Here is a 25,028-nt window from a genome sequence, read left to right on the forward strand (position 1 = left end):
AAAACTTATGGGCGGTGCCTGCGGGTAGATCAAAACCACCCAGAATCCTTTATAGCTTCAAAACCGAACCGAAGTTTTACCTCATCTCCCACTAGGGCTGGGTCAAGCCCATAGGTCATCCCCCAGTCGCTGCGTTTTAACGTAGCTGTCGCGCTAATACCTAGAGTGTAATCTTCATGGCCAATTGGGTATTCGGCTGCCTTGTTAAGAGTTACATCCAGTTTCACCGGCCTTGTTTGCCCGAGCATGTTCAGGTCTCCGGTAACCACTCCTGTTGATTCCCCGGTCGCTTTGTAGTGAGTGACATTAAAGGTGATGTCGGGGTATTTTCTGCTATTGAGAAAGTCCTTGCCGGTAAGGTGACTGTCACGTTTTTTGTGGTTGGTGAATACGCTTTTGCTTTGGAATTTGAGTGTGCCGGAGATGAGCTCACGGCTTTGTTCATCGTAAACGAACTCGCCCTCGACCTTCCGAAACATCCCCATAACCGGGGCATATCCAATGTGCATAATTTCGAAAACCATAGAAAAATGCTCATCATCCACTTCAAAAGTGGCGGGCTCTGCGGTTGCGACTCGCGCATTGCTTGCGAACAATGTCAGCAACAAACAGGTGAAAATACTAAACCGTTTCATGATGAAACCTCCGTTCATAAAGCCAATACACGTCTGTCATAAACGACCAAGCGAGTAACAACAGGGCTGTTGCCAGCGTTAGGCTGGCAAACATGGGTGGAATCGGTGGCAGAACAGCAACCATAAGGGTAACAATCTGCCAAACACAGATGGTTTTACGCCGAAAACTCTCGGGTAGTGGGCGGTTCAACCATTCCAATGCAGAAGCTGCTGCAACAAACAGGTAGCGCATTAGCCCGAGTGAAAGCACCCAAAAGCCAGCTTTTCCGCTCATAACTACCGCGATGCATAGCCCCAGAATTAACAAAGCGTCCATTTCCATATCGAATCGGGCGCCGAACCTGCTGGATGAGTGAGTTATTCGGGCGAGCTTGCCATCTACTCCGTCGAGAATCAGTGCGATTAGAGCGCCCACGGCATATACCCAGAGAGCGTGGTCGGTTGATGGGAGCGCAGGAATAAACGGAGCTGCGGCAACCAGGACAATGATCAGGCTGGCCCGAAGCAGAGTGATTCGATTTGCCCAACCAAAATCTTCGGTCTTCGGCCAGTGTGCCACCACAGCAAAACAAATACCGCTGTATAGCAGGGTCGCGAGAACCAATATTGGCAACAGAGATGAATACAGTCGTGCAGCAATGAAAACCCACAATATAGTGAACGCAGCGCCCCAGAGCAGATCAACCCAAGGCGGTATCGTGAGGGGTTTTGATTGCCTCTCAAAATCCATAACATAGCTCCGGCGTATAGGTTTTAGTGCCTCGCGATTGTTTGAAGTAACAGTCACTATAGTTTCCACACCCTGTTATTGCATACGTCAGTAAACCTGTTTTAGAGGAGTGCGGAATGAGTTCCGATTCAAATCACCTATCAGAGCGATCCACTGCCCGAGCTTTCTGGGTGACTGGGCCCGGCGAAGCCTGCATTAGAGACACACCTGTGCAACACCGCCCGTTGGATAGCTCCGAGCCGTGGGTGGTTGTGCAAACACTGTGGTCTGGCGTGAGCAGAGGTACTGAGGCACTGGTTTTCAATGGTCGCGTTCCGCCAAGTGAGTTTGATCGCATGCGGGCGCCGTTTCAGGAAGGTGCATTCCCTTGGCCGGTAAAATACGGCTATGCCAATGTTGGGCGTGTGCTTGAAGGCCCGGATGAACTCGTTGGCCGCACGGTGTTTTGTCTATATCCCCATCAGACACACTACTCAGTGCCTGCCAGTGTAGTAACGCGCGTCCCCAATGGTGTTCCGCCAGAGCGAGCGATTCTTGCAGCTAATATGGAAACGGCCATTAATGGTCTCTGGGATGCCATGCCTGCTGTTGGAGATCGTATAGCAGTGGTTGGCTTGGGTGTTGTGGGTCTTCTTGTGAGTTGGCTTGCAAGCCGTATTCCCGGCACACAGGTTACGGCGATTGATAACAACCCGGGGAGGGCAAAGATCGCAGAGGCCCTTGGGCTGAGCTTCGCAACTGAATCGTCAGTGGATACCCATGATTTGGTTGTTCACGCCAGCGGTAACGAATCCGGCCTCTCTACTGCGCTTGCGTTGGCAGGTCAGGACGCGACCCTGCTTGAAATGAGCTGGTATGGCGACAAGTCTGTTTCTATTCCCTTGGGGGCCAGTTTCCACTCCCGTAGGCTCCGGCTTATATCGAGCCAGGTCGGGCAACTTCCGCCAGCCCGCGTACCGCGATGGACCCATCGTAAACGCCTTGAGCTAGCCCTTGAACTATTGCAACACGAGGTTTTGGATCACCTGATTAGCGGAGAAGCGCACTTTGAACAGATGCCTGAAACCATGAGCCGCATACTGTCGAGTGACAGTGATACGCTTTGCCATCGCATAAAATACTGAGGAACCTGTTATGTTCAGCCTTACAGTTCGAGACCACATGATGATCGCACACAGCTTTAATGGTGAGGTTTTCGGCCCAGCGCAAAAAACCCATGGCGCAACTTATGTGGTTGATGTGACGTTCGAACGCAAAGAGCTTGATAGGGACGATTTGATTATTGATATCGGCCTCGCATCAGAAGTGCTGAAGCAAGTACTCAGCGAATTCAACATGAAGAATCTCGACGATATTGAGGACTTCAGGGGCCGCAACACCACCACCGAATTCATGGCAAAGAAAGTATTCGATCGCATGTCGGTAGCCATTCATGCAGGTAAGCTAGGCGAGACAGCAAAAGCCATATGTGCATTGAAGGTAACTCTGGCTGAGTCGCACATTGCGTGGGCCAGTTATCATGCCGACATCTGATTCAGCTCTGCACTTTTCAACTCTGCACTTTGATTCAACTCTGCATTTTATAGTGCCGGGCGACCCGAATCAGAACACCGGCGGCTATCGGTATGTGCGGAAACTGGTTGAAGCCTTAAATGAGGCTGGCACAAAAGCTATGGTCACGGGGGTGCCGGGAGCATTTCCTAAGCCGGATGCCATCGCAATTCAGGCGATGGATAACCTGCTTGTAAAGCTGGAAGAGGGTTCCCGCGTTATTCTCGACGGGCTTGCCATGAGTGCAATGCCGGAGGTACTTGCCAAACATACACATCGATTGCGGCTCATTGCTCTCATTCACCACCCTTTGGCAGATGAAACCGGATTGAATAAGAGTGAACAAGATTGGTTTTTCGAACGCGAGAAACTGGCGTTGGCAACAGTGGGTGGTGTTTTCACAACCAGCGCATTTACGGCGTATCGACTAGCAGACTACGGGGTTGCACCGGAGCGTATCCGAACGGCCGAGCCAGGTGTAGAAAACCCCGTGGGCAATGTGTTGCCAACTATCTCCGAAGCGTTGGGAGGTACGCAGAAAGCCCGAGTTCCGCATATTCTTTGTGTTGCCCACTTGTCTCCGCGCAAAGCTCAGCATCATTTAGTTCAGGCGCTTGCCCAGTTAGATGATTTGCTCTGGCATTGCACTCTGGCTGGCTCCTGCGAGCGGGACTCAACCTACGCCAACACTGTTCAGAAGCAGATAGATGAACTTGGCCTCAACGCTCGAATTGACCTTGCGGGTGAGGTTGATGCTCAGCGACTAGCCAGCTTATACCAATCAGCCGATGTGTTTGTATTGCCATCGTTGTATGAAGGTTACGGCATGGTGATTGATGAAGCGATAGCGGCAGGCTTGCCGGTCATTTCATCGGATGGCGGCGCCCTGAAGAACACCAGTGCTAGGCCCGGAGTTAGGTTATACAGGGCAGGGGATACGAGCGCGTTACAAGCCAATCTCAAAGCATGGCTTGGCGATCCGGTGGCGTTAGCGCAAGCTCGTGCACTTGCTGAAAACGAATCTAGCAATGTAATGAGCTGGGCAGATACAGCGAGTCTGCTGCTGAAAGGCTTGAGTTATTTTGAGCAGCGCCACTGCGGCGAGACCTACTTCGCCGACGAATGGTTGCAAGCTCGCGAAGCCGCAGATCATGATGCGCGCTCGGTCGAGCTCACACAGCGGCTAGATCGATGGGTTAGTGAGAGAATAAGCGGGAACAGCGACCGCGAAGGCCCAATTAGAATCCTTGATATCGGCACAGGTCGTGGCTCCAATGTTGTCTATCTTGCCCCTGCGCTACCTATGCCGCAGGAGTGGATGCTGGTTGACCAAGATGAGAGCCTGCTGCGGGAAGCGTCCCATAGGGCCCATCAGCTGAAGCTAGCCTGTGAAACTCAACAGCGCCGCATACTGCCAAAGGATTTTAGAGAGCTTATCTCCTCAAACACAGATGTTGTGACGGCCTCGGCGCTCATTGATCTGGTATCTGAACTCTGGCTAGCTGCGCTTGTAGATGAAGTGACATCAAAGCACGTGGCCATTCTTATAGTGCTCAGCTACACCGGCAATTTTGTACTGTCGCCTACCCACAAATACGACTCCCGATTGCAAGCGTTAGTCAATCAACATCAGCATGGCGACAAAGGCACTGGCGCTGCTCTTGGGCCTGATGCTGCTGCTAGGTTCGCACACAAACTAAAGGCCAAAGGTTATGAGGTGCATGTAGCTGACACGCCGTGGCAACTTACAGGTAAGGACGCAAAGCTGGCTGAGATGCTAATGGCAGGTTGGGTAACGGCAGCCAAACAGCAAAGCTCTGAGGCTAGCGAACAGTTGGATGAGTGGTTTGCGACTAGAAAGCGGCAGTTACTTGCTGGTGTGCTGAAAATCACTGTGCCACATCAGGATGTGCTGGGATTACCATCAAGCCACTTCCCAGATACGGCACCCAATCAAACCCAATGAATCTACTTCGCAGCACAGGGTTTCGAGTTGCCTTGAAGTGGGTGTTCACCGCCCTGATCGTCGCGGCGGTTTTATTGGTTGTGGATATCGAAAAACTGCTTGTCGAAATCATCCGCATTCCGTCATCGGCAATTGTCATCGGGCTGGCTTTGGGCATCATTCAGGTGTTTTTGTCAGCTTGGCGCTGGCGGTTTACCGCCGATCTTTTGGGGCTCCCAATACCCTATACTCAGGCCGTTAGAGAATACTATCTGGCAACCTTTGCCAATCAGGTGCTACCGGGTGGGGTTCTAGGTGATGTGAACCGGGCGCTTCGCCATGCTGCTGATACCAACAACCGGCGTGCAGCGGCCCATGGCGTTGCTATCGAGCGGTTGTCCGGGCAGTTCGTGCTTGCGTCTGTGGTTGCCACTGGCATTTCGTGGCTATTCTTTACGGGCAGAATGCTCAGTTCAAACACGCCAGAACTTGGTTCTTTGGCACATTTATACTGGCTGCTCGCGGGTATTGGTGTTGCCGGTGGTTTGTTGTGGGTTTTTGCACGCAAGCGGGTTCAAGTACGCGGGTACTTCAGTGCTCTGCGTGGAGATCTCGCTCGGGCCTTCTTCTCATGGCCCGCTTTCCCTATTCAGGTAGTAACATCGCTGCTCGTGGTGGCGAGTTACTTGGCAGTGTTCCTAGTGTTGGCGGCCGGCATGGGCTATCTCATCGATTTGCCCTCAGTAGCGGTTGTGGCAGCTTTGTGCAGCCTCCTTCTGCTCAGCATGGTGGTGCCGACTACTGTGTCGGGTTGGGGCGTCCGAGAAGGTGCGGCTGCTATTCTTTGGCCATTGGCAGGCTTGCCTGCGGAACAAGGTGTAGCGTTGAGTGTTGGCTACGGTGCTCTCATATTTTTTTCTAGCTTGCCGGGCCTTCTGTTCCTATTCAGTTCGCAGGTAAGGCAGCGCTAAAATCCAGATCAAACAGCATATCAGTGCCCAGATTCACAAATCGGGATGCAGGCCTTAAGGCATCGTCCAGAAAATCAATTTCGGGCAAGGAGAATGCAGGCCTTCCACTGCCGATAATCATCGGGGCGACCATAACATGAAGGCGGTCGAGCAAGCCCGCCTGCAGAAAAGATGAAACTGTCATGCCACCACCTTCTATAAATATCTTTCTCAAACCAAGGTCGGTAAGTACATCAAGAATGAGCCTGGGGTTTGCGGGCTCTGTTCCACTACCCAAACAGGGGATCTCGATAACAGACTGCTGGCTAAACCCGTCAATGATCCCGGGTGTGTAATCGCCGGCAACCAATCGCAGAGTCGGGGCTGCTCCATCAGTAAACAGGTGATGAGTTTCGGGCACTCTGCGATTACGGTCTATCACAACCCTTACTGGGTTGGTGCCACTGGTGCAGCGTACCGTTAGCTGAGGGTTATCTGCCGTTGCCGTACCAGCGCCAACAACAACCGCATCTGACAGCGCTCTAATGCGGTGCAAATGAACTATTCCATCATCACCGTTGATAAAACGGGAGCGTCCGGTAACCGTTGCAATACGGCCGTCGAGGCTTTGGCCGAGTTGGCCAATAACATGCCAAGACGTGGAGGTAGAAAGCGGCTGGCACAAAGGTAAAAAAACACTCAACAATGCAGAGGCTTCTTCTGTAGCAGGCTGCAGTAACTGCCACTCGCCGTTACTCGCTAGCGTAAGTGCTGGCTCTTCGGAACCGGGGTGTGCAAGTGTCACGCCCGATTGGTTCTCTGCGCGCAAAATCAGATTCCAAACAGTTTCGGCATCGAGAGCTTGAGATATCATAAGGTTCCTGCTTGATTGCGTTCAAACCAGTATAGGCAGATTGTGCATAAAGCTATATGTACGTTACATTTCCAGATTAACTCACTTTTTCGAGCAATCTTGCAGAGGCGAATATCATGCGTTACCTGCAGACTTTCAACCGCCGGTTGCGGCAGATGCGCGAGGCGGGGCGCTTATCCTGTCAGGACGTGGCCGAAATCTGCGGTGTGGAAGAGGCGCAGGTTATAAGTTGGGAAGCTTCAGATGCGAGGCAGCGCACCTATCCGGATCTATCAGCACTGCTGGATTTTTGTATAAAAACAGAAACGCCGCTGGAAGAATTGTTGGATTTGGCTGATCCGGGAACGTTTGGGCAATTCGAGTTGCCAGGCTTGGCCTTCAGTAATAGCGACGACCTTTCTTCAGCTTTGGAAGAGTTGGAGCAGGAGATAAGCCGGGTTCAGCTATCCGATGAAGAGGCCAAGTTATTACGCCGGTTCCGCAAAACAACGGCAGAGAACCGGCGCTTGATATTGCAAATTCTGGGCGGCTAAGCACTACACCGCCCGATGAACGGCTTACTTCTGTTTTTTGTAGATGTTTTCGTACACGTAGTTGGTGGCTTCCACAAAACCGTCAATGCTGCCGCAGTCAAAACGTCGGCCTTTGAACTGGTAAGCCAGCACGCAGCCGTTTTTAGCCTGTTCAAGCAGCGCATCGGTAATTTGAATTTCACCGTTTTTACCAGCTGGCGTGCGTTCCAGAATCTCGAAAATATCCGGGGTGAGAATATAGCGGCCAATGATCGCCAAGTTGCTCGGGGCATCTTCCGGCGCTGGTTTTTCTATCATATCCGTAATGCGATATAAGCCGTCCTTCATCGACTCACCGGCGATCACACCGTATTTATGAGTTTCATCTTCAGGCACTTCCTCGATGGCAACAATGGAGCACCTGAACTGGTTATACAGCTTCACCATTTGTGCCAAAACTCCGTCTTCGCCGTCAGCGGGTCCAATGCAAAAGTCATCGGCCAGAACCACGGCGAAAGGGTTGTCACCAATGAGGTTGCGTCCGCTTAGAATGGCGTGCCCAAGGCCTTTCATTTCGACCTGACGGGTAAATGCGAAGGTGTTGTGATCAATCAGTTCACGAATAGAGGTCAGTAAACCCTCTTTACCAGACCCCGCAATTTGATGCTCGAGCTCATAGCTCATATCAAAATGATCTTCGATAGCCCGTTTACCCCGGCCGGTCACAAAGCCGAATTCATGAATGCCTGCTTCGGCTGCCTCTTCAACGCCGTACTGAACCAGCGGCTTGTTAACAATGGGAAGAATTTCTTTAGGCATCGCTTTGGTCGCTGGCAGAAAGCGAGTGCCGTAGCCTGCAACGGGGAAAAGGCATTTTTTGATCATCACATTCGTCCTTAAAATCGGAGTTTATAAAGGGTGGGCCGAGTTTATCAATTTCTCTGATTGAATACTCTTGTTGGCTCTATACAAACGCTTTGAATAGAAAAACTGTTTTCGGATTGTTAACAGTCTATTTCCAGTATTGTTGACAATATTGATGCTTGAGCGTAAATTTCATTATTATCTAGCCAATATTGTCGACAAAGCATGACTGATAGCACTTCTCAAACCTATACAAGAGCCGACGAAGCCTTTGATTGTCTGCAAACGGCAATCGTAAAAGGCGATCTTGCGCCCGGCGACAAAATCGGCGAATTGGATCTCTGTTCCCGCTTTGAGCTAACCCGAGGTCCACTCCGGGAAGCCCTTGGCCGGCTCGAGTCTCGAGGGCTTCTGGTACGCAGGCCCCACGCCGGTGTAAAAGTTGTCTCTTTAAGTGCCTCGGAGCTAGTAGAGCTGTACCGCATTCGAGAGATTATGGAAGGCCTTGCCGCACGACAAGCGGCGGAGCGCATGACCGCTCAGGAAATTGCAGACCTACAAGCCACGCTTGATGCTCACGAAACCATGATCGACGAAGCTCAAGGGCAGGCCTATTATCAGGCTGAAGGGGATTACGATTTTCATCACCGTATCGCAACGGGCAGCCGGAATATCAAGCTTGCACAAATGCTCTTGGGCGACCTCTATTACATGGTGCGTATGTATCGCTACCGGTTAAGCACCTCCGCAGGTCGCCCGCACCGCGCCCTCGGTGAACACCGCCGTATTGTTGAAGCCATTGCCCAGCGCGATGGTGAGCTTGCAGAATTTCTAATGAAAAGACACATCAACGCCGCTCGAAAAAATATCGAGAAAAAGATTCAGGAAGGCGTTTTAACTATCTGACTGTACTAACTATTTAAAGAGAGGGAATAAGCATGTCGAACAAACTCTCCCCGGGCGCGCGTTTTCGCAAAGCCCTAAAAGACAACAAGCCCCTACAGATTGTAGGAACTATTAATGCCTACGCCGCCATGATGGCGGAAAAAGTTGGGCATCAAGCGATTTACCTTTCCGGTGGTGGTGTAGCAAACGCCTCTTACGGCCTGCCAGATTTGGGTATGACCAGCATGAACGATGTGGTGGAAGACGTTCGCCGCATCACCGCAGCAACCGATTTGCCGCTACTTGTGGATATCGATACAGGTTGGGGTGGAGCATTCAACATTGCCCGCACTATTCGTGAAATGGAACGTGCAGGCGCGGCGGCGGTTCATATCGAAGACCAAGTGGCCCAGAAGCGCTGCGGACACCGCCCGAATAAGGAAATTGTATCTAAAGAAGAAATGGTCGACCGAATTAAAGCGGCTGCGGACGCACGGGTAGATAAAGACTTTTTTATCATGGCCCGCACAGATGCCTTCCAAAAAGAAGGTCTGGAAGCTGCTATTGACCGTGCCAAAGCCTGTATTGAAGCCGGTGCTGACGGTATTTTTGCCGAAGCGGTAACTGAGCTAGAGCACTACGAAGCATTTTCCAAAGCGCTTGGCGATGTGCCTATACTGGCTAACATCACCGAATTCGGTGCTACGCCGCTATATAATCGCAAAGAATTGGGAGAAGCCGGAGCGGCCATGGTGCTGTACCCGCTAAGTGCGTTCCGCGCCATGAACAAAGCGGCCGTAACCGTGTACCAGAATATTCTGGAGAAGGGCGATCAAAAAGACGTAGTGGATCTGATGCAGACCCGTATGGAACTCTACGATTACCTTAACTACCACGATTTTGAGCAGAAGCTGGATCAGCTGTTTCAGCAATCTAAGGCTTAATAACGCAAAGCTCGGTCAATTATAAAATAGAGGGAGAGTAACCCATGGCAGAAGCAAAGAAACTCGGTGGTGCAGGCCTGCGTGGTCAGGTAGCTGGCGAAACGGCCCTGTGTACCGTAGGTAAAACCGGAACCGGCCTAACGTATCGCGGGTACGATGTTAGCGATTTGGCAGATAATGCCCAGTTTGAAGAAGTAGCCTACCTCTTGTTGCGCGGCAAGCTGCCGAACCAGCAGGAATTGGATGCCTATAAGAAAAAACTTCAGAGCCTGCGTGGATTGCCTGCTGCTCTGAAGACTGTCTTAGAAAATATCCCCAAAGATGCTCATCCCATGGATGTGATGCGTACTGGCGCTTCCATGTTGGGCAATCTGGAAACCGAGCAAGACTTTAGCGAGCAAGACGACAAAATCGACCGTATGCTGGCTCTGTTCCCATCCATCATCACCTACTGGTACCGCTTCGCCCATGAAGGCGTTCGTATCGAAACCGACAGTGATGTGGATTCCATTGGCGGTCACTTCCTCGAACTGCTCCACGGCAAAAAGCCCAGCGAGTTGCACGAGCGCGTGATGAACGTATCCCTGATTTTGTACGCCGAGCATGAATTCAACGCCTCCACCTTCACCGCTCGCGTGTGTGCATCTACCTTGTCTGACATACACAGCTGCGTAACCGGTGCTATCGGTACCCTGCGTGGCCCACTGCACGGCGGTGCCAACGAAGCGGCTATGGAACTGATTCAGAAGTTCCAAACACCGGAAGAGGCGGAAGCAGGGTTGATGGGCATGCTGGAGCGCAAAGAAAAGATCATGGGCTTCGGCCACGCGATCTACAGCGAATCCGATCCCCGCAACGTGATCATCAAAAAGTGGTCAGAGAAGCTTGCCAACGAAGTGGGAGATACGGTTCTGTACCCGGTATCCGTGCGCTGTGAAGAAGTCATGTGGCGCGAAAAGAAGCTGTTCTGCAACGCCGACTTCTTCCATGCTTCTACCTACCACTTCATGGGCATTCCCACTGAATTATTCACGCCGATTTTTGTTATGTCCCGCGTATCCGGCTGGACAGCACACGTGAAAGAGCAGCGTGAGAACAACCGGATTATCCGCCCGAGCGCGGATTACACCGGGCCGGAGCATGCTGAGTGGGTGCCGATTGAGAAGCGGGCATAAAAAATTCCCCCTCCCGAAGCGTCGGACCGCCCTAGCCCTCTCCCGCGAGGGGGGAGGGGATAAAGATTAAAGCACCCCTCTCCCTAACCCTCTCCCGCAAGGGGCGAGGGAATACTGATTTAACTCCCCTCGCCCCTTGCGGGAGAGGGGCTGGGGGAGAGGGGGAAATACAACAGATTCAGAGTACTACCCATGAACACCAACTACCGCAAACCCCTACCAGGCACCGATCTGGACTATTTCGATACCCGCCAAGCCGTTGAAGACATTCAGGCTGGCGCCTACGACAAGCTCCCATACACCTCCAGAATCCTTGCAGAGCAACTGGTTCGTCGCTGCGAGCCAGAAGCGCTGACCGATTCCCTGAAACAGCTCATCGAACGCAAGCGTGATCTCGACTTCCCATGGTACCCAGCGCGGGTAGTGTGCCACGACATTTTGGGTCAGACCGCTCTGGTGGATCTCGCTGGCCTGCGTGACGCCATTGCCGAAAAGGGTGGAGACCCGGCCAAAGTGAACCCGGTGGTACCAACCCAGTTGATCGTGGATCACTCTCTGGCCGTTGAGCACGCTGGCTTTGATAAGGACGCGTTCGAGAAGAACCGCGAAATCGAGGATCGCCGTAACGACGACCGCTTCCACTTCATCAACTGGACCAAGAAAGCGTTCAAGAATGTGGATGTGATTCCCCCGGGCAACGGCATCATGCACCAGATCAATCTGGAAAAAATGTCTCCGGTGGTGCAGGCCCGTGCCGATGGCGAAGGCAAGAAGGTGGCTTTTCCTGATACCTGTGTAGGCACAGACAGCCACACGCCAATGGTAGACGCTCTGGGCGTTATCTCTGTAGGCGTTGGTGGCCTAGAAGCGGAAAGCGTTATGCTGGGCCGTGCCTCCATGATGCGACTGCCGGATATCGTGGGTGTCGAGCTTACCGGGAAACTGCAACCGGGCATTACCAGCACCGACATGGTTCTAGCTTTGACCGAATTCCTGCGTAAGGAACGTGTAGTCGGTGCCTATCTGGAATTCTACGGCGAAGGCGCAGACAGCCTTACCATTGGCGATCGTGCCACAATTTCCAACATGACACCGGAATACGGTGCTACGGCTGCGATGTTCTACATCGATGGCCAGACCATCGACTACCTCAAGCTCACTGGCCGTGAAGACGAGCAGGTAGATCTGGTAGAGAAGTACGCCAAGCACACAGGTCTCTGGTCAGATGCTCTGAAAGCTGCCGAGTACGAGCGAGTTCTAAAGTTTGATCTGTCCAGTGTTGTACGTACGCTGGCTGGCCCCTCCAACCCTCATGCGCACCTGCCAACCTCAGAGCTGGCCGAGCGTGGCATTGCCAGTAAGTGGGAGCTGGAAGAAGGCAAAATGCCGGATGGCGCTGTTATTATTGCCGCTATCACCAGCTGCACCAACACCAGTAACCCCCGCAACATGGTGGCTGCAGGCCTTATAGCCCGTAACGCCAACAAGCTTGGCCTCACTCGCAAGCCATGGGTAAAGTCTTCTCTGGCACCGGGTTCTAAAACCGTTGAAATGTACCTCAACGATGCCGGGTTGCTGCCAGAGCTTGAAAACCTCGGTTTTGGTGTTGTCGGCTTTGCCTGCACCACTTGTAACGGCATGAGTGGTGCACTTGATCCGGTCATCCAGAAAGAAGTGGTCGAGCGGGATTTATACTCAACAGCTGTTCTCTCCGGAAACCGCAACTTTGATGGCAGGATTCACCCCTACGCCAAACAGGCATTCCTGGCATCTCCACCATTAGTGGTTGCTTATGCCATTGCGGGAACTATCCGCTTCGACATTGAAAAAGACACCCTAGGCTACGACAAGGACGGTAACGCCGTAACCTTGAAAGACATCTGGCCGAACGATGCAGAAATCGACGCCATCGTGAAGGAATCGGTGAAGCCGGAGCAGTTCCGCAGCACCTACATCCCGATGTTCGACGTAACTCAGGAATCTCATGCCAACATCAGCCCACTGTACGATTGGCGCGAAATGAGCACCTACATTCGCCGCCCGCCATACTGGGAAGGTGGCATGGTGGGTGAGAAGGCCCTGAAAGGCATGCGTCCGCTGGCAGTATTGCCAGACAACATCACCACAGATCACCTCTCGCCATCCAACGCCATTCTCATGGACAGCGCTGCTGGCGAATACCTCCACAAAATGGGTGTGCCCGAAGTCGACTTCAACTCCTACGCAACCCACCGTGGTGATCACCTGACGGCCCAGCGTGCAACCTTCGCCAACCCCAAACTGTTCAACGAAATGGTTCTGGACGAAAACGGCAAAGTGAAGCAGGGCTCTCTGGCGCGCATTGAGCCGGAAGGCAAGGTCACCCGCATGTGGGAAGCCATCGAAACCTACATGGAGCGCAAACAGCCGCTGATTATCATTGCGGGTGCTGACTATGGTCAGGGCTCATCCCGTGACTGGGCGGCCAAAGGTGTTGCGCTGGCAGGTGTTGAGGCGATTGTTGCCGAAGGGTTTGAGCGCATCCACCGCACCAACCTCGTGGGTATGGGCGTTATGCCTTTACAGTTCGAAGAAGGCACTACTCGCAAGACCCTGAAGATTGACGGTACAGAAACTTTTGATGTGGAAGGCAAGCCTGCGCCCGGTGCCAAGCTGACGCTGGTTATCAACCGCAAGGATGGCAGCACAGAAAAGGTGCCTGTTATTTGCAGGCTGGATACCGCGGAGGAGTTGTCGATTTACTCTGCAGGTGGTGTATTGCAGCGGTTTGCTGAGGACTTTTTACAGTCTGAAGGGGCTGTTTGAGGGAGGGCTGAAGCCCTGCTTTAATGCCTCTCCCCCTCTCCCCAACCCCTCTCCCGCCGGGGGCGAGGGGCTTTACTGCACAGTTCTCAGGCTTGGGAGTAAACTCGCAGACTTTCGCTATATATCCCCTCTCCCCTCGCGGGAGAGGGCTAGGGAGAGGGGGCGAGGCCCGACTCCCAATAAACTCAAAAAGGAACCCCCCATGCCCCACAAACCCCAAATCAAAATCCCCGCCACCTACATGCGTGGCGGCACCAGCAAAGGCGTCTTTTTCCGCCTGAGCGATCTCCCGGAAAAAGCCCAAACCCCTGGCCCAGCGCGGGACAACCTCCTGCTGCGAGTCATCGGCAGTCCAGACCCTTATCAAAAGCAAACCGACGGTATGGGCGGAGCCACCTCCAGCACCAGCAAAACCGTCATTCTGAGCAAAAGCGCTCAGCCAGATCACGATGTGGACTACCTGTTCGGTCAGGTAAGCATTGATAAGCCCTTCGTGGACTGGAGCGGCAACTGCGGCAACCTCACGGCCGCTGTTGGTGCTTTTGCCATCAATAGTGGCTACGTACCGCAAGACCGCATCCCGGAGAACGGAACCGCTGTTGTGCGTATCTGGCAGGCCAATATCCGTAAAACCATCATCGCGAACGTGCCCATCACCAACGGCGAAGTTCAGGAAACTGGCGACTTTGAATTGGATGGCGTCACATTCCCCGCTGCCGAAGTTCAAGTGGAGTTCATGGACCCGGCAGACGGCGAAGGCTCCATGTTCCCCACCGGCAATCTGGTGGATGACTTGGAGGTTCCCGGTGTTGGCACCTTAAAGGCCACCATGATCAATGCCGGAATTCCTACGGTTTTCATCAATGCAGAAGCCGTTGGCTACAAAGGCACCGAGTTACAGGATGATATCAATAGCGATCCTAAAGCTCTGGCGATGTTTGAAACCATCCGCGCTTACGGTGCTGTCAAAATGGGGCTGATCCAGAACATCGAAGAGGCCGCAGCCCGGCAACACACACCAAAAGTTGCTTTCGTAGCGCCAGCTTCGGGCTATACCGCATCCAGCGGCAAGCAAATTTCTGGCAGTGATATAGATGTGCTGGTACGCGCGCTCTCCATGGGCAAATTACACCACGCCATGATGGGCACGGCAGCTGTAGCCATCGCAACCGCCGCAGCTATTCCGGGAACACTGGTGAATCTGGCAGCCGGTGGTGGAGACCGCACCTCGGTCACCTTCGGCCACCCCTCCGGCACACTACAAGTAGGCGCAGAAGCAAAAGAAGTGAACGGCCAGTGGACAGCCACCAAGGCCATCATGAGCCGAAGTGCCCGAATACTGATGGAAGGTTGGGTAAGGGTGCCCGAGGATAGTTTTTAGAGCTGGCCTCTGTGTTAGCAGGTAAATGATAGGTAATTGGCTCCTTTCGATTCCCGGTTGTTAAGCTAGGCTTTTAGTCAGTAAACATCAGAATCGAAGGAGTCATTTTCATGTCAGCCACATTCGATCTTAACGAGCGCCCCGATTACGACGAAGTCCTTCAGAAAATCGCCGATTACGTTCTCACCTACAAAGTAAAAAGCAAAGAAGCCGGGAACACGGCCCGTCTTTGTTTAATGGACACACTAGGGTGCGGCCTGCTGGCTTTACGCTTTCCCGAGTGCACGAAACACTTGGGCCCTATAGTGGAAGGCACGGTTGTTCCCCATGGCGCCCGAGTCCCGGGAACGTCATTTCGGCTAGATCCAGTAAAGGCCGCTTGGGATATTGGCTGCATTGTGCGTTGGCTAGATTACAACGATACCTGGCTGGCAGCTGAATGGGGGCACCCTTCGGATAACTTGGGCGGCATTCTGGCCGTATCCGATCACCTATCGCAAAAGCGCGTCGCAGAGGGTAAGGCACCGCTCACCATGCGTGAGGTGCTCGAAGCCATGATCATGGCCCACGAAATACAGGGCGTGCTCGCACTGGAAAACTCGTTCAACCGGGTAGGGCTGGATCACGTAGTGTTGGTGAAAGTTGCTTCTACTGCGGTTACAGCAAAGCTCATGGGCGCAACGCGCGAACAATTGCTTGCAGCGCTTTCCCACGCATGGATTGATGGTCAGTCTTTAAGAACCTATCGCCACGCCCCCAACGCCGGTTCCCGAAAATCTTGGGCGGCGGGTGATGCAACTTCCCGGGCTGTTCGCCTTGCAGATATAGCCATGCGGGGAGAGATGGGTATTCCCAGTGCGCTAACCGCTCCTCAGTGGGGTTTCTATGATGTTCTGTTTAGTAAAACCAACAAAGATCAGGCTTTGAAGCCGGAAGGGAAGCGGGAGTTTTCTTTGCCGCAAGAGTTTGGTTCTTACGTGATGGAAAACATACTATTTAAGGTATCTTTTCCTGCAGAATTTCACGCTCAAACAGCGGCTGAGGCGGCCGTAACGCTTCATCCACAAGTGAAAGACCGGCTCGGCGAGATTGATCGAATCGTTATAACAACCCATGAATCCGCTATTCGTATAATCTCCAAAGTGGGCAAACTTGCGAACGCGGCAGATAGGGACCACTGCCTACAATATATGACAGCTGTACCGCTTATCTTTGGTGATTTGGTGGCTGAGCACTACGAGGATAGCTTCCACGAAGCCCATTCCATCATCGATGAGCTCAGAGACAAGATGGACGTTATTGAAGATGAGCAATACACCCGCGAATACCTAGAGGCAGACAAGCGCTCGATTGCAAACGCTATTCAGGTGTTCTTCAAAGACGGCTCAAGCACTGACCAGATCGCAGTGGAATACCCCATTGGCCATCGCCGCCGTAGGGAAGAGAGCATTCCTTTGCTTGCAGATAAGTTCCGGTCCAATCTGGCAACTCGCTTTCCGGCCCAAAGGTGCGAGCACATCTTTGAAACGTGCGCAGACCAAAAAAGTCTGGAACAGACCGCTGTTCATGAGTTTGTAGATAAGTTTGTTATATAAGTAACTAAAGCCAGTGCTATTTTCGGTTCGGCGACAACGGCTTTACATTGTCAGGCACGCTAACACTTTCTTTGCGAGGCTCTTGTTCGCCGGGAAAGATCGTGGCAAGCCGGTTGTCGATGCGCTCCAGCGCTTCGGCCATACGCACTAGGGCACTGGAAACAGCCGCCAAATCAGCAGAATGCCCGGCTGATTCGGCATCCGAGTGCTCGCGCTTTTTCAGGGTGGCCGGCTGGGGTGTGTTTTCTGGCAGCTCTTCGCCCAATAAATCCTTCCGTATAGACTTCAGGTCGTGGGGGTCGATAAATGGCCGGTCTTCCGAATAGGCGCACATCATCATGCCGTCACACAGCTTGTTGATCAGCCTTGGAATGCCCTTGCTCAACTTGTGAATCTCGCGAACCGTGTCGCCATCGAAAAGCTTATTGCCACCGTGACCGGAAACCAGCAGCCGGTAATCAATATATTCTGCAGTTTCTTTTAACGTTAGGCCTTCCAGATGGAAGAACAGCTTCACCCGCTGCGCGAGTTGGGGAATGTCCAAAACTGCCTGTTTCAGCTCTGGCTGGCCAAGCAGAATTACCCGCATAGCAGGGCCGCCCATGCTTTCCATACCGGCCAGCATGCGAATGTCTTCCAGATTCTCTCTCGTGAGGTTTTGTGCTTCATCAATGGTTAGCACAACCGGTGTGCCAGCCTTCGCCATTTGCTCCAGATAATCAGAGATCTGGAAAAGCATGGCTACCTTGCCGTCGTCTTCAACCTTCATACCGGCTTTGCGAAGAATTAGGCCGAACAGGTCTTTGGATTCTAGATTGGTGTAGGAGATATTAAGTAACTTGAGATTGCCCTCAAGGTTACGAACCGTCTTCTTAAGCAAGGTTGTCTTGCCCGAGCCGATCTCACCGCTGATAACCACAAACCCCTCAGAGCTCCAGATCGCAGACGACATGTACACATAAGCTCGAGAATGTTGCTGGCTCATGTAAATAAAATCGTCTTCCGGTGTAATGCGGAAGGGGTGTCTATGGAGACCGAAAAATTCCAAATACATATTCAGTTCCTGTTCAGTTCTTTTCCCTGAATCAGGCGAGGCGGATCAATTGATCGCTGCGCAGCAGGGTTTTGTCTGGCTCATAAGCATTATAGCTTTCGCTGACGGTTCCAAACCTGAAATCACCGAGCAGGCGTTCGAGGCGGCCGTAGCACTTGTCCAGATTAGTGTAATGTCGAAAACGCGAAAACCAACTTGCGTTATCGTAACGTGGCTGTTCTGGATCTATTTCCCAGGGATGCAAATAGAACATTTGCGGCCGGGCACCAAAGCCCGACGCATTTCGGAACAGGTGCCGGAATACCGGGTAAGGGAATTGGCGAAAATAACCGCCTCCAGCTGCCGGAATTGAAAGCCCCATGATATGGGCTGTGGTTAGTGGAAACTCACGAATAATTGCGCCGCTGGCGGTTTCAATGGAGTAGGGCGCAGACGGTGAGTCGGGAATACCGTAATTATCGTGCCGAATCGGGAAAATACTCGAGTCCCAGGTAAAGCCAGCCTCGCTAAGGATGTCCAGAGCCCAGAGTGAATCACGAGTAATGGAATAGCTGGCTGCGCGATAGCCCTCAATGGCTTTACCGGTAATGTCTTCAAGTAGGGCTTTGGAGCGAAGAGTTTCTTCCCGGAAGACACCTTGGGTCTGTTTGTAAATCAGCTGATGGCTGTACCCGTGGGACGCAATTTCATGGCCGTGGTCGGCTAATTTGCGGATTAAGGCGGGAAATCTCTCGGCGACCCACCCAAGCACAAAAAAAGTCGCTTTCACATGATGCTTATCAAACAGCTCGAGCAGGCTCTCGGTGTTCTGCTCCACGCGGGAAGGCAGGGAGTCCCACTGGTCTGGCCGGATTACGCCGGAGAGAGCAGCAACATGGAAATAATCTTCTACGTCTATGCTCATGGCATGCAAGGGTTGGGGTCTGTCCTGACTTGGCATGGGCGCTCCTTCCCAGTAAAACCGTTGATACGATTTTCACCTACTGACAGTGCAATTACAATTCTCCGTCAAGGTAATTCCTAGTAGCGATGAAAAACAATGTAAAACTATGTTACCAAAAGATACAATAAGTTGAGATTGGATACTGGCCATAGCAAAATAGGTCATTATATAAAATGAACCGGCAGTAAGGGGGCGCTCTCCGCAAACTGAGCGTGGCTGTCGGAGAATTTGATGTTTGTCTGGCGCAGGTTGTTGTGCAGACGACAAGGAAGTTCAGCGTGTCGTATATTCGTTTCAGAAAACACTATCTTCATATCCCCTATCTGGTGCTTGCTGCGCTGGAATTCATCGTTTTGTATTCGATTTTTTCTTCTTTGGCGCTGCTGCTGGGGGTCGCTGGAGTCGGCTACCCGTCTGTGGATACAAATATTTTCTCGGCAAGCCTGTTCGCGCTGATCCTGAGCTGCGGAACACTCGCCATGGGTGGCTACCTCTCCATGGTTTATGAAAGCACGTCGGCGCTGTTCTTCCGCACTTTGGTTGCCTACTGCTTTGTGGGCGGTATTGGGCTGAAATTACTCTATTTAATCGTGCCTTCGGCAAACCCTGGCAGCACCAATTTGTTCTGGGCGGTTACGTTTGCTTCTCTGGTTGTGATTGCTCTTCGGTTGATATTCCTGCGGATTGTAGACTCGGAGCAGCTTGTTCGCCGCGTAGTGATTTTTGGCGCTGGCAGTTTTGCCGCGAATTTGCTGGATGAATATGAGCGTAATATGCGTGCTCTCGGAGTGCGGATCATCGGTTGTATCTCGGATAATGCGACAGGGGCTGTCAAAGCAGAACAGATGTTGCCCACGCCCGAGGATCTCTATCAATTTTGCCGGAAGAATAGGGTTTCGGAAATCGTTGTTGCCCAGCAAGAGCGTCGTCGTAGCGAAGGTGGGTGGCTTCCGGTGCCAGAGTTGATGGAATGTAAGCTGCGGGGAATTGCCATTACCAACGGCGTAGATTTTTATGAACGGGAACTAAAAAAAGCCAAGCTGGATATGGTGCATCCTTCGTGGATTGTGTTCTCGGAAGGCTTTAAAGCTTCAAAAACTAGGGCCTTTGCCAAGCGTTCGCTAGACCTTCTCATAAGCCTTACGCTTCTCGCAGTTATGCTGCCGTTCATCATTCTCACAGCGCTTGCCGTTTTTCTGGAAACCGGGCGGCCGATTTTGTATAGCCAAACTCGCGTAGGCATGCTGGGTAAAGAGTTTCGCATCTACAAGTTCCGCAGTATGCGGCAAGATGCAGAGAAAGATGGCCAAGCCCGCTGGGCTTCCGCTAATGACAACCGGGTTACCAGAGTGGGCGCCTTTATACGCAACACACGCTTGGATGAGTTGCCGCAGATCTACAACGTAATCAAAGGTGAAATGAGCATCGTGGGGCCTCGCCCGGAAAGGCCTGAATTTGTCACCGAGCTTAAAGAAAAGATTCCGTTTTATGATACGCGACATTACGTAAAACCCGGATTAATGGGTTGGGCGCAACTTAAATACCCCTATGGTGCATCGGTTGAAGACGCCAAAGGGAAGCTGGAGTACGATCTTTATTACTCCAAAAATCACAGCCTTTTGATGGATTTTCTGATCATGATTCAAACCGTGGAAGTGATCCTCCTAGGCAAAGGCGTTCGGTAGACATACCGAAACACAGATATAGAACAAAAAGGGGTTGGAAGGCGTTTATGACAACTATCACGTACGTTCGGACTGCATTGATTGCGATATTGAGTGTGTTCATTGCCGCTTGCTCTGGCCTGCCGTCTTCCGCTGAAATACCGCCAGCATCAGAGTTGCAGGCGGAGCCATACATGATTGGCGTAGGAGATACCGTCTCCATTCATGTTTGGCGTAATCCAGAGTTGGGCCAATCCATTGTAGTTCGGCCTGATGGCTTTATCTCCATGCCCCTTATGGGTGATGTGAAAGCCGAAGGCAAAAAGCCTGAGCAACTGGCTGCAGAAATCAGCGACACTTTGGGCGAGTACATTCGTACGCCGGAGGTGACTGTTATGGTTACCGATCCGCTCAGCAAGGAATTCCGCAATCGCGTGAGGGTTACTGGTCAGGTTGGTTCTCCGCAATCAGTTGCGTTCCAGCCTGGCATGACCGTTCTTGATGTTGTGCTTATGGCCGGTGGCGTTACCGACTTCGCCGCAGACAGCCGCGCCACTCTTCATCGCCAGATTAACGGTGAATATCAGAGTTTCGCGCTAGATTTGGAAGCCATCCTTACCGACGGTGATATGCGCACGAACCATGCTTTGCAGCCGGGTGATGTGATCAGCGTGCCCCGTAAGCAACTGTTCCGAGGCGAGCTCTAATGGACATACAGTTCATTCTCGATACCCTTCGTGCCGTAAAGCTTGAGCTGTACCGGCATCGATTGGCCGCGGTAATCATATTTATGACCGTGACAGCGGGGGTGTTGGCGTTGGGCTACGTAACACCAAAAAGTTACACCTCACAGGCGGTTTTATACGCTGACCAGTCCAATATCCTCCAACCATTGCTTCGGGGTCAGGCTGAGGTAACTCAATTAGACCGAATAAACGAAGCTCGGGAAATGATGCAAAGCCGCTCTTTTTTGGAGCAGGTCGCTCTGGATACGAGGTTAATTGAGGGCGGGGAAACCGATGCTGTCCGCAATAGAAAGATTAGCGACTTGCGCAAGCAGGTAGGTATTCGAGTATCAAACCGAAACTTCCTTGAGCTGAGCTACACCAGTAGAAGCCCTGATGAATCGTTTCAGGTTCTCAGTGCCGTGTTAAATCGTTTTGTTGAGCGCACTGTTCGTAAAAAGCGTTCCGAGAGCCAAGGTGCGTTTGAGTTTATCGACTCACAGGTGAAAACCTACCAACGCCAACTCGAAGAAGCAGAACAGCGGTTGAAAGAATTCAAATCCGCTAATCAGGACGGAACTGAGGGTAGCGTACAAGGTCGGATCGAGGCTCTGCGCCGAGATATCGAGAACCTAAAACTTGAAATTCAACAGACTGAATCCGAAGTTCTGCTAACGAGGCGCCAGCTTGAGAACGAGCAACCGGTGCGTCGTATCACCGTAGATCCTGGCAAATCTGCCGCAGAGCGCCGGTTGGTCGCTATGCGCCAAGAGCTCGATTCGTTGCTGCTGCGCTACCACGAGCGCCACCCGGATGTGGTCAGCGTTCAGGATCAGATCGCCGATTTGGAACAAAGAGTTTCCAAACAGTCGGACGCTGATCGAGACGGCGGTATTACCGAGGTGATGGAGAACCCGGTTTATGAAAACCTTAAAATCCAGCTATCTGACAGCACCACTCGCTTAACTGTTCAGAAAAACCGACTAGCATCTCTTGAACGACTACTTGAGGAATCCTTCAAGCGCTCCCAGAGAGTTGCAGAAAATCAGGCGGAGCTCTCAGAGCTTACCCGAGACTACGATGTTACCCGAGGTGTATACGAAGACATGCTTCAGCGCCGGGAGAAAGCCCGGCTATCCATGACACTCGATGTGCAAGGAGAAGGAGTAAGCTACAAAATTCAGGAGCCGGCGTCTTATCCCACCCGTTGGGATGGTCTTCAGCTCTATCAAGTAGGTCTGGCTGGCCCGTTCTTGGGTAGTGCTATGGTGCTGGGCCTGCTGGTTATGCTGGTGATGTTTGATCAACGGGTTCGCTCACCCCGCGCACTGCAGCTCGCGCTGCCGGAGTCAATTCCTGTTCTCACAAGCATTCCCCATTACCGCAGCACTTGGAAAGACCGGCTGCTGCGCAAAGATGTACTATTAATTCTGGTGGTGCTAGCGGTCTTCATGACGGCGTATCTGGCTATTCTCGTTTTCAGTGTGATGGGCATTGCCCCGGAACAACTGGTCAACAAGGTCGGCGAGCTAATCGGGTTGGGCGCTGGGCAAGGGAGCAATTAATGGACGACAACAAACTCTATAAAGCGCTTCTCAAAAGCCAGAGCGAACGCCGCCAAGTTGAAAATGATCGTGGAGAAGCGAAAGTAGAAGAAAACTTTCGCAAAGAGCGGCCCTATGCAGGCTCTGATCGCGATAAGCCCAACTGGACCCGAGTGGAAACCAATGACAACGAGCATCCCCCAACGGTCTACGACTCATCGGTGTCTCTTTCACTAATTGGCAACCCCAAGCCATGGAGCCGCGAACAGCTACGTGAGCGCAAGATAATTTACTCAGGAATGGCAGATAAAGAAGTTATGGACGCTTACCGGGAGTTGCGCATACAGCTGCGTAACCGTGCGGGCGACGGCAACTTTATCGTGATGTTCAGTAGTTTGGGTAAAGGCCATAGCGGTTTGTTGACGGCCTATAATTTAGCAGCCGCGTTTGCTTTGGACTCTCACACCTCAGCATTGCTTGTAGACTGTGATCCTTACGGTAAAGAGTTGAGCAGCCTTGTTTCAAGCCCTATGACATCAGGGGTTACAGACTTTGTTGCAGATCGTTCGCTCAAGATTCAGTCTATCCTTTACCCTAGTGGTGTTGAGCGTCTTACCGTTATTCCTGCAGGCACTCAGGCGTCCTCAGCGGTTGAGCTTTTTTCTGCCGTGCGCATGCGAGAGTTGATTACCGAGTTGAAAGCCCGCTACCCGGATCGCTGCATTGTGCTTAACACTCCGCCCTTTCAAGAAAACACCGAAGCCAGAATTTTGGAACGCTTTGCAGACCAGATTGTTTTCGGCGTTCCATTTGGAGAAGTCACTGGTGAAGTCATTGAAGATTCAGTGGATGCACTTGGATCCGATAAATTCTCCGGCCTGATTTTTCAGGAGTAGGCCCATGGAGCGCCGGGCACGGATTGCACGCACTTATCCTCTTACCCGATGTCTGATGGGCTTATGCTGCATTGCTTGGTCGTATACAGGAATGGCGCAGAGCCTGAATGACGATACTACAACAATCTCCGGCTCGGCTTCTGTGTTTACAGGGGGCACTCACACCCGCACCGACAGAAGCACGTATACTGACACTAATACGGAGCCAGTGGCCGGAGTATCCGGAAATATAGGAGGCTCTCTCGAGAAAGGCGCCAATGCTCTGGCGCTGAGATACGGTGGCACCCTAGAAACCCGCCGGGAAACGGTAGATGGCGGCCAGACAGATAGCAGCACTCTAACCGGTGCGTCTCGCTACACCCACGCAGACCCGGGCAGCCGGTTCGATTTTAATTTGGGCCATACCGTCACCTCTGTGCGTAACAACACTGGCTTTGAGACAAACCCGTCCAGTTACGACACACAAAACAGTGTGACTGGGGGAGCAGGTTTGAGGTTTTATCCCGGCGACCTATCAATGCTGCGTTTTTTCGGCCAGGCTGGTCGAAGCTTTGGTGAAGACGAGCTTGGCGACCAAGAGTCATTCACCGCCGGAAGTGAACTGTCACGCAGGTTGAGTGAGCGCTCATCGGTAAGCTTAAACGCTAACCGGAGCTGGTCAGAGCAACAGGGAGCCGAAACAACTATAGACTCCGCGCAGCTGGTCTACAGCTTACAATTGGAACATGGCAGCTTTAGCATTGGGGCAGGTGGTAGCAAAGCAGATACCGAATACACTGGCGGCGCTACAGACGAGCACGATGCTGTAACCGGCTTTTTAGAGCGCTCGTGGGTGGGCGCGGACTGGCGCACTGCTATAAAGTACGACCGCAGAATGTATGACAGCGCTATCGACCTTTCCCGGGAAGTACCGCCGATATTTGATCTCCTGCCAGATACCGTGCGACTGCAAGACCTTGTTGTTAGCGATTCATTGTTGATTAGCCATAACAACCAACGGCTGTGCGATGTGTGCACCCTTGGCGTGTATGCAGAAGGCGCCATTTTGGACTCGCAGCTTTCCGGAGCCATCACCCATGAGTACCGCGGAGGTATTAACCTTGGGTTTCAGTTGAACGCGCTTCAAAGATTAGCCTTTGGATACAGCTGGCAAGGTGATGCAAACGAAGACGCCGATATTATTGTTGATGAGATCCATCAGCTAACCACAAGCTGGACCCGGCAGTTAGCAGAAAATACAACCTTTGGTGTTGAATTCAATCAATCGTACCTGCGCTCGCGTTTTGCCAGAGACGATCAAAACCAATTCGAGTTACGCCTTGTGCTGAGTCGCGGTTTTGCACTGAGTAGATAGCG

At 52.2% G+C, this 25,028-nt stretch carries 22 protein-coding genes; 16 read left to right on the forward strand and 6 right to left on the reverse strand.

Features of this window, described 5'->3' with window-relative positions:
* Positions 1-29: 29 nt before the first annotated feature.
* Together MWU62_RS08650 and MWU62_RS08655 are read right to left on the reverse strand one after the other, a co-directional pair.
* A complete protein-coding gene (locus MWU62_RS08650; RefSeq protein WP_247114477.1) occupies positions 30-635 on the reverse strand; it encodes a YceI family protein in 606 nt (201 codons plus the stop codon).
* Positions 622-1,365 carry a CDP-alcohol phosphatidyltransferase family protein gene (locus MWU62_RS08655; RefSeq protein WP_247114478.1) on the reverse strand — a complete coding sequence of 248 codons (744 nt, stop codon included), beginning with the start codon at positions 1,363-1,365 and terminating at the stop codon, positions 622-624. The genes MWU62_RS08650 and MWU62_RS08655 overlap by 14 nt, the downstream gene beginning before the upstream one ends.
* A gap of 116 nt (positions 1,366-1,481) precedes the next feature.
* Between MWU62_RS08655 and MWU62_RS08660 the strand changes: the two genes are divergently transcribed.
* The 4 genes from MWU62_RS08660 to MWU62_RS08675 are packed head-to-tail and all read left to right on the forward strand — an operon-like array spanning position 1,482 to position 5,832.
* A complete protein-coding gene (locus MWU62_RS08660) occupies positions 1,482-2,489 on the forward strand; it encodes a zinc-binding alcohol dehydrogenase (protein WP_247114479.1) in 1,008 nt (335 codons plus the stop codon).
* Between the two features lie 10 nt (positions 2,490-2,499).
* Entirely contained in the window at positions 2,500-2,898 is a 399-nt protein-coding gene (locus tag MWU62_RS08665; RefSeq protein WP_247114480.1) for a 6-carboxytetrahydropterin synthase, read from the forward strand.
* The gene (locus MWU62_RS08670; RefSeq protein ID WP_247114481.1) at positions 2,885-4,882 is read left to right on the forward strand and encodes a glycosyltransferase; all 1,998 of its coding nucleotides are present in this window, start codon (positions 2,885-2,887) and stop codon (positions 4,880-4,882) included. Before MWU62_RS08665 ends, MWU62_RS08670 begins: the two co-directional genes overlap by 14 nt.
* Positions 4,879-5,832, forward strand: coding sequence for a lysylphosphatidylglycerol synthase transmembrane domain-containing protein (locus MWU62_RS08675; RefSeq protein WP_247114482.1), 954 nt, complete (start codon positions 4,879-4,881; stop codon positions 5,830-5,832). The genes MWU62_RS08670 and MWU62_RS08675 overlap by 4 nt, the downstream gene beginning before the upstream one ends.
* Here the strand turns inward: MWU62_RS08675 and MWU62_RS08680 are convergent.
* Positions 5,807-6,685: a RibD family protein gene (locus MWU62_RS08680; RefSeq protein ID WP_247114483.1), complete on the reverse strand. Its 879-nt coding sequence runs from the start codon at positions 6,683-6,685 to the stop codon at positions 5,807-5,809. The genes MWU62_RS08675 and MWU62_RS08680 overlap by 26 nt on opposite strands.
* Before the next feature lie 116 nt (positions 6,686-6,801).
* Between MWU62_RS08680 and MWU62_RS08685 the strand changes: the two genes are divergently transcribed.
* Positions 6,802-7,218, forward strand: a complete 417-nt coding sequence (locus MWU62_RS08685; protein WP_247114484.1) for a helix-turn-helix transcriptional regulator — start codon at positions 6,802-6,804, stop codon at positions 7,216-7,218.
* 24 nt (positions 7,219-7,242) lie between these two features.
* On the opposite strand, the gene galU is transcribed toward MWU62_RS08685, so the two are convergent.
* A complete protein-coding gene (gene galU / locus MWU62_RS08690) occupies positions 7,243-8,082 on the reverse strand; it encodes a UTP--glucose-1-phosphate uridylyltransferase GalU (RefSeq protein ID WP_200360869.1) in 840 nt (279 codons plus the stop codon).
* A gap of 204 nt (positions 8,083-8,286) precedes the next feature.
* Here galU and MWU62_RS08695 point away from each other — a divergent pair, with 204 nt between their 5' ends.
* From MWU62_RS08695 to prpD, 6 genes are all read left to right on the forward strand, one after another.
* A complete protein-coding gene (locus tag MWU62_RS08695) occupies positions 8,287-8,967 on the forward strand; it encodes a GntR family transcriptional regulator (RefSeq protein ID WP_247114485.1) in 681 nt (226 codons plus the stop codon).
* Positions 8,968-8,999: 32 nt separating this feature from the next.
* Positions 9,000-9,890, forward strand: coding sequence for a methylisocitrate lyase (prpB, locus tag MWU62_RS08700; protein ID WP_247114486.1), 891 nt, complete (start codon positions 9,000-9,002; stop codon positions 9,888-9,890).
* A 44-nt stretch (positions 9,891-9,934) separates the two neighbouring features.
* Entirely contained in the window at positions 9,935-11,065 is a 1,131-nt protein-coding gene (prpC, locus tag MWU62_RS08705; RefSeq protein ID WP_247114487.1) for a 2-methylcitrate synthase, read from the forward strand.
* Positions 11,066-11,257: 192 nt separating this feature from the next.
* Entirely contained in the window at positions 11,258-13,870 is a 2,613-nt protein-coding gene (acnD, locus tag MWU62_RS08710; RefSeq protein ID WP_247114488.1) for a Fe/S-dependent 2-methylisocitrate dehydratase AcnD, read from the forward strand.
* A gap of 202 nt (positions 13,871-14,072) precedes the next feature.
* The gene (gene prpF, locus MWU62_RS08715) at positions 14,073-15,251 is read left to right on the forward strand and encodes a 2-methylaconitate cis-trans isomerase PrpF (RefSeq protein WP_247114489.1); all 1,179 of its coding nucleotides are present in this window, start codon (positions 14,073-14,075) and stop codon (positions 15,249-15,251) included.
* Positions 15,252-15,361: 110 nt separating this feature from the next.
* A complete protein-coding gene (gene prpD, locus MWU62_RS08720; RefSeq protein ID WP_247114490.1) occupies positions 15,362-16,846 on the forward strand; it encodes a 2-methylcitrate dehydratase in 1,485 nt (494 codons plus the stop codon).
* A 16-nt stretch (positions 16,847-16,862) separates the two neighbouring features.
* Here prpD and MWU62_RS08725 read toward each other — a convergent pair whose 3' ends face one another.
* Both MWU62_RS08725 and MWU62_RS08730 read right to left on the reverse strand, forming a co-directional pair.
* On the reverse strand, positions 16,863-17,900 hold the full coding sequence (locus tag MWU62_RS08725) for an AAA family ATPase (RefSeq protein WP_247114491.1): 1,038 nt from the start codon (positions 17,898-17,900) through the stop codon (positions 16,863-16,865).
* A gap of 31 nt (positions 17,901-17,931) precedes the next feature.
* Complete coding sequence (locus tag MWU62_RS08730) at positions 17,932-18,840, reverse strand: XrtA system polysaccharide deacetylase (RefSeq protein ID WP_247114492.1); 909 nt, start codon at positions 18,838-18,840, stop codon at positions 17,932-17,934.
* A 281-nt stretch (positions 18,841-19,121) separates the two neighbouring features.
* Here MWU62_RS08730 and MWU62_RS08735 point away from each other — a divergent pair, with 281 nt between their 5' ends.
* The 5 genes from MWU62_RS08735 to MWU62_RS08755 are packed head-to-tail and all read left to right on the forward strand — an operon-like array spanning position 19,122 to position 25,026.
* The gene (locus tag MWU62_RS08735; protein WP_247114493.1) at positions 19,122-20,528 is read left to right on the forward strand and encodes a TIGR03013 family XrtA/PEP-CTERM system glycosyltransferase; all 1,407 of its coding nucleotides are present in this window, start codon (positions 19,122-19,124) and stop codon (positions 20,526-20,528) included.
* A 47-nt stretch (positions 20,529-20,575) separates the two neighbouring features.
* Positions 20,576-21,214 (forward strand): XrtA/PEP-CTERM system exopolysaccharide export protein, encoded by a 639-nt coding sequence (locus tag MWU62_RS08740; protein WP_247114494.1) that lies wholly within the window; start codon positions 20,576-20,578, stop codon positions 21,212-21,214.
* A complete protein-coding gene (locus MWU62_RS08745; RefSeq protein ID WP_247114495.1) occupies positions 21,214-22,797 on the forward strand; it encodes an XrtA system polysaccharide chain length determinant in 1,584 nt (527 codons plus the stop codon). The genes MWU62_RS08740 and MWU62_RS08745 overlap by 1 nt, the downstream gene beginning before the upstream one ends.
* Positions 22,797-23,672 (forward strand): polysaccharide biosynthesis protein, encoded by an 876-nt coding sequence (locus MWU62_RS08750; RefSeq protein WP_247114496.1) that lies wholly within the window; start codon positions 22,797-22,799, stop codon positions 23,670-23,672. The genes MWU62_RS08745 and MWU62_RS08750 overlap by 1 nt, the downstream gene beginning before the upstream one ends.
* A 4-nt stretch (positions 23,673-23,676) precedes the next feature.
* A complete protein-coding gene (locus MWU62_RS08755) occupies positions 23,677-25,026 on the forward strand; it encodes a hypothetical protein (RefSeq protein ID WP_247114497.1) in 1,350 nt (449 codons plus the stop codon).
* Positions 25,027-25,028: the final 2 nt, after the last annotated feature.

This window comes from Marinobacter sp. S6332, assembly GCF_023016045.1.
Taxonomy (GTDB): domain Bacteria; phylum Pseudomonadota; class Gammaproteobacteria; order Pseudomonadales; family Oleiphilaceae; genus Marinobacter.